Source organism: Kitasatospora sp. NPDC001309, from assembly GCF_042896295.1.
GTDB lineage: Bacteria > Actinomycetota > Actinomycetes > Streptomycetales > Streptomycetaceae > Kitasatospora.
Genome location: NZ_JBIAXC010000075.1, coordinates 23,029 through 29,859 on the forward strand (window position 1 = coordinate 23,029; position 6,831 = coordinate 29,859).

A 6,831-nucleotide genomic window follows, 5' to 3' on the forward strand; every position below is an offset into this window, starting at 1 on the left:
TTCACCGGAAGTCCGTGCGCGGTCAACGCGCCGCTGACAGAGTCCCGCGCATGGATATCCCCAACATGGGCGTGCCGGCCAAGCTTGCCGACCGCATGAGCATGGCCGAGCAGCACGAGTACCTGCGGGCCCGTTTCTCCCGCCGCCGGATGCTGCGCGCCGGTGCCGTCACCGTGGGCGCGGTCGCCGTCGGCGGTGCCCTGGGCAGCGCGCCGGCCTTCGCCGCCCCGGCGAGCCCCCAGCTCCTGACGGGTGCCACGACGGCCGGCATCGACGGTGCGCTGGTCGCGCCGGTCGGGCGTCACCTCCAGTTCGGCGCCGAGCCGGACACCCAGTTCCGCATCTCCTGGCAGGTCCCGGCGCCGGTCAGGAAGCCGTTCCTGCGCTTCGGCAAGCACCCGTGGGAGCTGAGCCACAAGATCCAGGCCGAGGTCCGCGCGCTGCACACCCCGGCGCTGACCCCGACCGGCAAGCCGGTGGACCAGTACTACCTGCACGTGGCGCTGGAGGACCTCCAGCCCGACACCACCTACTACTACGGCGTCGGCCACGAGGGCTTCGACCCGGCCTCGCAGCAGCAGATCTCCACCCTGCACACCTTCCGCACCGCGCCCTCCCGCGACCACCGCTGGGGCAAGGTGTACGAGCCGTTCACCTTCACCGCCTTCGGCGACCAGGGCGTCAGCGCCCACGCGGCCGGCAACGACAACATCATCAAGGCCCAGAAGCCGGCCTTCCACCTGCACGCCGGCGACATCTGCTACGCCGACCCGGCCGGTTCCGGCACCGACCCGGACAAGTCCGTCTTCAACGCCAAGACCTGGGACGACTTCCTGGTCCAGACCGAGACCGTCGCCGCCGACATCCCGTGGATGGTCGCGTACGGCAACCACGACATCGAGGCCTGGTACTCGCCGAACGGCTACGGCGGCGAGAACGCCCGCTTCTTCCTGCCGGACAACGGCCCGGACCCGCGCCAGGTCCCCGGCGTCTACACCTTCCGGTACAAGAACGTCGGCGTCATCTCGCTGGACGCCAACGACGTCTCCTACGAGATCCCGGCCAACCTGGGCATCTCGGCGAACAAGCAGACCAAGTGGCTGGAGCGCACCCTCAAGGACCTGCGCAACGACGAGACCGTCGACTTCGTCGTGGTCTTCTTCCACCACTGCGCCTTCTCCACCACCGTCGCCCACGCCTCCGAGGGCGGCGTCCGCGAGGCCTGGGTGCCGCTGTTCGAGAAGTACCGGGTGGACCTGGTCATCAACGGCCACAACCACATCTACGAGCGCACCGACGCCATCCTCGGCAACAAGGTCTCGAAGCAGGTGCCGAGCGGCGCCACCATCGAGCCGGCCAAGGACGGCGTGGTCTACGTGACCGCGGGCGCGGCCGGCCGCAGCCTGTACAACTTCGCGACCCCGGACACCTACGAGGGCCACGAGAACCACCAGGACGAGGTGCAGAGCTACTACTGGAGCAAGGGCCGGGTGAAGACCCCCGAGACCATCCAGTGGTCGCGGGTCCGCTACACCGGCTACTCCTTCATCAAGGTCGACGTCACCCCGGCCCACCTGGGCCAGAAGTCGTCCATGAAGGTCACCGCGCTGGCCGAGAACGGCACCCAGATCGACCACTACACGATCCTGCGCAAGGTCGGCGAGGGCTGGGACTCCAACAGCGACGACGACGGCCAGGGCGGCGGCTGGGGCTGGTAGCCCCCGAACCCCCCTGCCGGGCCCCGGTGTCGAGGAGCGAAGCCCTCAGCGCCGGGGCCCGTACATGATCACGCCGACCCCGGCCAGGCAGATCAGCGCGCCCAGCACGTCGTAGCGGGTCGGCCGGAAGCCGTCCACGGCCATGCCCCACAGCAGCGAGCCGGCCACGAACACGCCGCCGTAGGCGGCCAGCACCCGGCCGAACTCGGCGTCCGGCTGCCGCGCCGCCACGAAGCCGTACACGCCCAGCGCCACCACGCCCAACCCGGCCAGCCACCACGGCCGTTGCTCCCGCACGCTCTGCCAGACCAGCCAGCAGCCGCCGATCTCGGCGACGGCCGCGAGGGCGAACAGGACGACGGAGCGCAGAACGGTCATGGTCCGTGAGCGTACGGGCTCAGACCTGCCGGTACGTGGCCAGGAAGCGCCCGATCCGGTTGATCGCCGTCTCCAGGTCGTCGGCGCGCGGCAGGGTGACGAAGCGGAAGTGGTCCGGGCGGGGCCAGTTGAAGCCGGTGCCCTGGACGACGTGGATCTTCTCGCGCAGCAGCAGGTCCAGCACGAAGCGCTCGTCGTCGACGATCCGGTGCACCGCCGGGTCGAGCTTGGCGAAGGCGTACAGCGCGCCCTTGGGCTTGACGCAGCTGACCCCGGGGATCTCGTTGAGCGCCTTGACCGCGATGTCGCGCTGCTCGGTGAGCCGGCCGCTCGGCAGGACCAGGTCGTTGATCGACTGGTGGCCGCCGAGCGCGGCCTGGACGGCGTACTGCGCGGGCACGTTGGGGCACAGCCGCATGCCGGAGAGCATGGTCAGGCCCTCCAGGTAGTCGGTGGCGTGCTGCTTGGGGCCGGAGACGACCAGCCAGCCGCTGCGGAAGCCGGCCACCCGGTAGGCCTTGGAGAGGCCGTTGAAGGTGAGGGTGAGCACGTCCTCGGCGAGCGCGGCCAGGCAGTGGTGCTCGGTGCCGTCGTAGAGGATCTTGTCGTAGATCTCGTCGGCCAGCACCATCAGCTGGTGGCGGCGGGCCAGGTCGAGGATCCCCTCCAGCAGCTCCTTCGGGTAGACCGCGCCGGTCGGGTTGTTGGGGTTGATGACGACGATCGCCTTGGTGCGGGCGGTGATCTTGGCGGCGATGTCGTCGAGGTCCGGGTACCACTCGGCCTCCTCGTCGCACAGGTAGTGCACGGCCTTGCCGCCGGCCAGCCGGACGGAGGCCGTCCACAGCGGGTAGTCCGGCATCGGGACGAGCACCTCGTCGCCGTCGTCCACCAGGGCGGTGACCGCCATCTGGATCAGCTCGGAGACGCCGTTGCCGAGGTAGACGTCGTTGACGCCGACGCCCTGGACCCCGCGCTGCTGGTAGTACTGCACCACGGCGCGGCGGGCCGGCAGGATGCCGCGCGAGTCGCTGTAGCCGTGTGCCGAGGGCAGGTTGCGGATGATGTCCTGGATGATCTCCTCGGGCGCCTCGAAGCCGAACGGCGCCGGATTGCCGGTGTTCAGCCGCAGCACGCTGTGCCCGGCCTCCTCCAGGGCGTTGGCCTGGTCGACCACCGGACCCCGGATCTCGTAGCACACGTCGTTCAGCTTGCTCGACTGCCGAAACTCCATCTGCGGCCTCCCGACCGTCACCACCGCTCCGCTGCTACCGCTTTGTTCTACCAAGTAGGCACTTGGAAAGTCCAACCTTTTGGCTATGCTGATCCACATGTCACGCCGAAGCTACGACCAGTACTGCGCCGTCGCCCGCGCCCTGGACGCGGTGGGGGAGCGCTGGAGCCTCCTGATCGTCCGTGAACTCCTGCGCGGCCCGCGCCGCTACACCGACCTGCACGCCGACCTGCCCGGGGTCTCCACCGACATCCTGGCCGCCCGGCTCAAGCAGCTGGAGGGCGAGGGGCTCGCGGAACGGCGGCGGCTGGAACGGCCGGCCAACGCCACGGTGTACGAGCTGACCGACCGGGGGCGCGAACTGCGACCGGTGATCGAGGCCCTGGGGGAGTGGGGGCTCGGCGCCCTCGGCGACCAGCGGCCCACCGACGCGGTGCGGGAGCACTGGTTCACGGCTCCGGGTGCGGGTGCGGGCGCGGGTGTCGCGGCGGCCGTCGGGGGCTGAACGGGCGCCGGGCGGAGGCTGGGCGGGCGCTGGGCGCCGGGCGCTGGGCGGGGGCTGAGCGGGGCGGCGGCAAGGCCCCCGTCGCCGGCCGCCGCCCCGTGGCCCCAGGATGGCGCAGGGCGATAAACGAACACTGGACGCCGAATGAGCGGCCGGGCCCCCGCGACACTGGTTGGCAAGTGCACACGTACGATCGTCGGATCGCGGAGCCAACTCAGGAGAGCGGAAGCAGCCCGTGCCCACCATCAGCCGCAGTTACGCCAGCTACGTCGCCGTCGGGGACTCCTTCACCGAGGGCATGTGCGACGACCTCCATCCCGACGGCCACTACCGCGGCTGGGCCGACCGGGTCGCCTCCGCGCTCGCCGCCGAGAGTGGGTCCGAGGGCGGGTCCGAGGGTGGATCCGACGGCTTCCGGTACGCCAACCTCGCCGTCCGCGGCAAGCTCATCGGCCAGATCCACGACGAACAGCTCCCCGCCGCCGCCGGGATGGGTGCCGACCTCGTCACCCTGGCCGGCGGCCTCAACGACGTGCTGCGCCCCGGCTGCGACATCGACCGGGTCGAGCGGCTGCTCGGCCGCTGCGCCGCCGAACTGCGCGCCACCGGCGCCACCGTCGTCCTGTTCACCAGTACCGACCCCAGCCGCAGGATGGCCGGCGGCGCCCGGCTGCTGCCCGCCATCCTGCGGATGAAGGCCTTCGTCCAGGAGCTCGGGCGGCAGGACGGCTACGCCGTCGTCGACCTGTTCTCCGCGCCCTGCTTCGACGACCGCCGGCTCTGGGCCGAGGACCGGCTGCACCTCTCGCCCGAAGGCCACCGCCGGGTCGCCGAAGGCGTCCTGGAGGCCCTCGGCCGCCCGGCCGCCTTCGACTGGCGCGCCCCGCTGCCCGCCGTCGCCCCGCCCGGCCGCGCCGAACGGCTGCGCTCCGACGCCCGCTGGCTGGGCACCCACCTCGGCCCCTGGATCGGCCGCCGCCTCACCGGCCGCTCCTCCGGCGACGGCCGGCCGCCGAAGCGGCCGGAGCTGCTGCCGTTCCCGTAGGGCCCTGACCCCGGCTATTCGACCCAGCTCCGCTCGGGCTTCTCCGCCTCCAGGACCAGGCTCGCCATCGGGGCGCGGGTGGTCCAGCCGAGGGCCCGGTAGAGCCCCTGGCCGTCCGCCGTGCCGACCAGGACGCCGGTGCGGGCGCCCGCCTCGTACGCGCCGGACAGCAGGGCCCGCATCACCACCGAGCCCAGGCCCCGGCGGCGGTGCTCGGGGGCGGTGCCGATCTGGTCCGGTACGGCGACCGGGCCGGCCAGGCCCACCTGGCCGCGGGCGGCGAGGTGCCCGTCCGTGCTGCGCACCAGGGCGCGCAGCACGCCGCCCCTGGTCCAGGTGGTCAGGGTGTAGCCGGTCGGCGGCTGCGCCCGCTCGGGGGTGAGCGCGGTGGTCATCAGGAAGCCGGGCTGGTCCAGCCGCCACTGCGGGCCCAGCCAGGGCCGTACCGTCCCGTCCTCGGCGAACAGCTTGAGCCAGGTGGTCGGCGCGGTGGTCGCCCCGGCGAGCGCGCGGACGGCCTGCTCGGTCGGCTCGGGCAGCACGTACCGCCCCACCTCCCGGTCCGGCGCACCGACGTCGATGCTCCAGCCCCAGGGCCGCTCCACCGGGTCGGCGGCGCCCCGGGAGACGGTCCAGCCGCTGATCCACATCCGGACCAGCTCGGTGACGGTCGACTCCGGCGTCATGTGCGGCATCGTGTGCGGCATCGTTCGGATCCCCCGCATGTAATGGTCTCTGCTTGCCTGCATACCTTACTCAAGCGGAGGGCGGCCTGCCCAGTAATCTTGACGGGTTCGACGTGCCGGCTCCCGCCGGCGCCCAACAGCTGGAAGGACCCCGGACGTGAGCGAGACCGAGCCGCCGCAGGACCCCACGGCGGCCGCGCCGACCCCGCTCCGCTCCGACTGCGGCAGCTGCTTCGGACTGTGCTGCGTCGCCCTGCCCTTCGCGGCCACCGCCGACTTCGCGGTGAACAAGGCCGCCGGTACCCCCTGCCGCAACCTGCAGACGGACTTCAGCTGCGGGATCCACGCCCGCCTCCGCGACAGCGGCTTCCAGGGCTGCACCGTCTACGACTGCTTCGGCGCCGGCCAGCGGGTCTCCCAGGTCACCTTCGGCGGGGTCAGCTGGCGGGAGGAACCCGCCACCGCCAAGCCGATGTTCGACGTCTTCCCGATCGTCCGGCAGCTCCACGAACTGCTCTGGTACCTCACCGAGGCGCTCACCTTCGCCCCCGCCCGGCCCGTCCACGCCGAACTGCGGCAGGCCCTGGAGGAGACCGACCGCCTCGCCTCCGGCACCCCCGAGGAACTCCTCGCCGTCGACGTCGCGGCCCACCGCGGCCGGATCAGCGAGCTCCTGCTGCGGGCCGGCGAACTCGTCCGCGCCGCCGTCCCCCGCCGCCGCGAGCACCGCGGCGCCGACCTCTTCGGCGCCCGCCTGCGCGGCGCCGACCTCCAGGGCGCCAACCTGCGCGGCGCCCTCCTGGTCGCCGCCGACCTCTCCGGCGCCGACCTGCGCCTCGCCGACCTCATCGGCGCCGACCTCCGCGACGCCGACCTCGCCGGCGCCGACCTCAGCACCGCCCTCTTCCTCACCCAGGCCCAGCTCAACGCCGCCCGCGGCGACGCCACCACCCGCCTCCCGGCCGCCCTCACCCGCCCCACCCACTGGCCCGCCACCGCCCCGACGGGCGCGACCCCCGGCCACCGCAAGCCCCGCAGCGGCCCCCGCCCCCAGAACGGCACCCGCTCCGGCAGGCCGCGCCGCCGCTAGAGCCTGTCCGGCGGATCATGTGACTTCTCCATGCCGGGCTCGTTGTGCCCGGCATGGGGCGGGGTGATCTGACGAACGAGGAATGGGGCCGGCTGGCACCGCATCTGCCGGGAAGCGGTCGGCGGGGCGGGCGCTGGAACGACCACCGCAGGGTGATCAACGGGATCTTGTTCCG

Annotated in this window: 6 protein-coding genes and 2 pseudogenes; 5 read left to right on the plus strand and 3 right to left on the minus strand. The window is 72.5% G+C overall.

All coding sequences use genetic code 11. The features are described from left to right. Positions 1-50: 50 nt before the first annotated feature. Complete coding sequence (locus ACFY2K_RS41370) at positions 51-1,718, plus strand: fibronectin type III domain-containing protein (RefSeq protein ID WP_380529520.1); 1,668 nt, start codon at positions 51-53, stop codon at positions 1,716-1,718. A 45-nt stretch (positions 1,719-1,763) separates the two neighbouring features. Here the strand turns inward: ACFY2K_RS41370 and ACFY2K_RS41375 are convergent, their stop codons facing one another. Together ACFY2K_RS41375 and ACFY2K_RS41380 are read right to left on the minus strand one after the other, a co-directional pair. Continuing rightward, a complete protein-coding gene (locus tag ACFY2K_RS41375) occupies positions 1,764-2,096 on the minus strand; it encodes a YnfA family protein (protein ID WP_375890263.1) in 333 nt (110 codons plus the stop codon). Positions 2,097-2,115: 19 nt separating this feature from the next. Further along, the gene (locus ACFY2K_RS41380; RefSeq protein WP_380529517.1) at positions 2,116-3,330 is read right to left on the minus strand and encodes a pyridoxal phosphate-dependent aminotransferase; all 1,215 of its coding nucleotides are present in this window, start codon (positions 3,328-3,330) and stop codon (positions 2,116-2,118) included. 97 nt (positions 3,331-3,427) lie between these two features. Between ACFY2K_RS41380 and ACFY2K_RS41385 the strand changes: the two are divergent. Together ACFY2K_RS41385 and ACFY2K_RS41390 are read left to right on the plus strand one after the other, a co-directional pair. Further along, positions 3,428-3,814 (plus strand): annotated as a pseudogene (locus ACFY2K_RS41385) (winged helix-turn-helix transcriptional regulator); the annotation flags it as partial. Positions 3,815-4,070: 256 nt separating this feature from the next. Beyond that, a complete protein-coding gene (locus ACFY2K_RS41390) occupies positions 4,071-4,880 on the plus strand; it encodes an SGNH/GDSL hydrolase family protein (RefSeq protein ID WP_380644448.1) in 810 nt (269 codons plus the stop codon). Positions 4,881-4,894: 14 nt separating this feature from the next. On the opposite strand, the gene ACFY2K_RS41395 is transcribed toward ACFY2K_RS41390, so the two are convergent. Next, positions 4,895-5,566 (minus strand): GNAT family N-acetyltransferase, encoded by a 672-nt coding sequence (locus ACFY2K_RS41395; RefSeq protein ID WP_380644447.1) that lies wholly within the window; start codon positions 5,564-5,566, stop codon positions 4,895-4,897. A gap of 157 nt (positions 5,567-5,723) precedes the next feature. Between ACFY2K_RS41395 and ACFY2K_RS41400 the strand changes: the two genes are divergently transcribed. Together ACFY2K_RS41400 and ACFY2K_RS41405 are read left to right on the plus strand one after the other, a co-directional pair. Then, a complete protein-coding gene (locus tag ACFY2K_RS41400) occupies positions 5,724-6,656 on the plus strand; it encodes a pentapeptide repeat-containing protein (RefSeq protein ID WP_380533140.1) in 933 nt (310 codons plus the stop codon). Positions 6,657-6,709: 53 nt separating this feature from the next. Continuing rightward, positions 6,710-6,831: pseudogene (locus tag ACFY2K_RS41405) on the plus strand (IS5/IS1182 family transposase); the annotation flags it as partial.

Bases quoted from the DNA above. Each gene is read 5' to 3' on its own strand.
- ACFY2K_RS41370 (WP_380529520.1), top strand. From the start codon at position 51: ATGGATATCCCCAACATGGGCGTGCCGGCCAAGCTTGCCGACCGCATG.
- ACFY2K_RS41375 (WP_375890263.1), bottom strand. From the start codon at position 2,096: ATGACCGTTCTGCGCTCCGTCGTCCTGTTCGCCCTCGCGGCCGTCGCC.
- ACFY2K_RS41380 (WP_380529517.1), bottom strand. From the start codon at position 3,330: ATGGAGTTTCGGCAGTCGAGCAAGCTGAACGACGTGTGCTACGAGATC.
- ACFY2K_RS41395 (WP_380644447.1), bottom strand. From the start codon at position 5,566: ATGACGCCGGAGTCGACCGTCACCGAGCTGGTCCGGATGTGGATCAGC.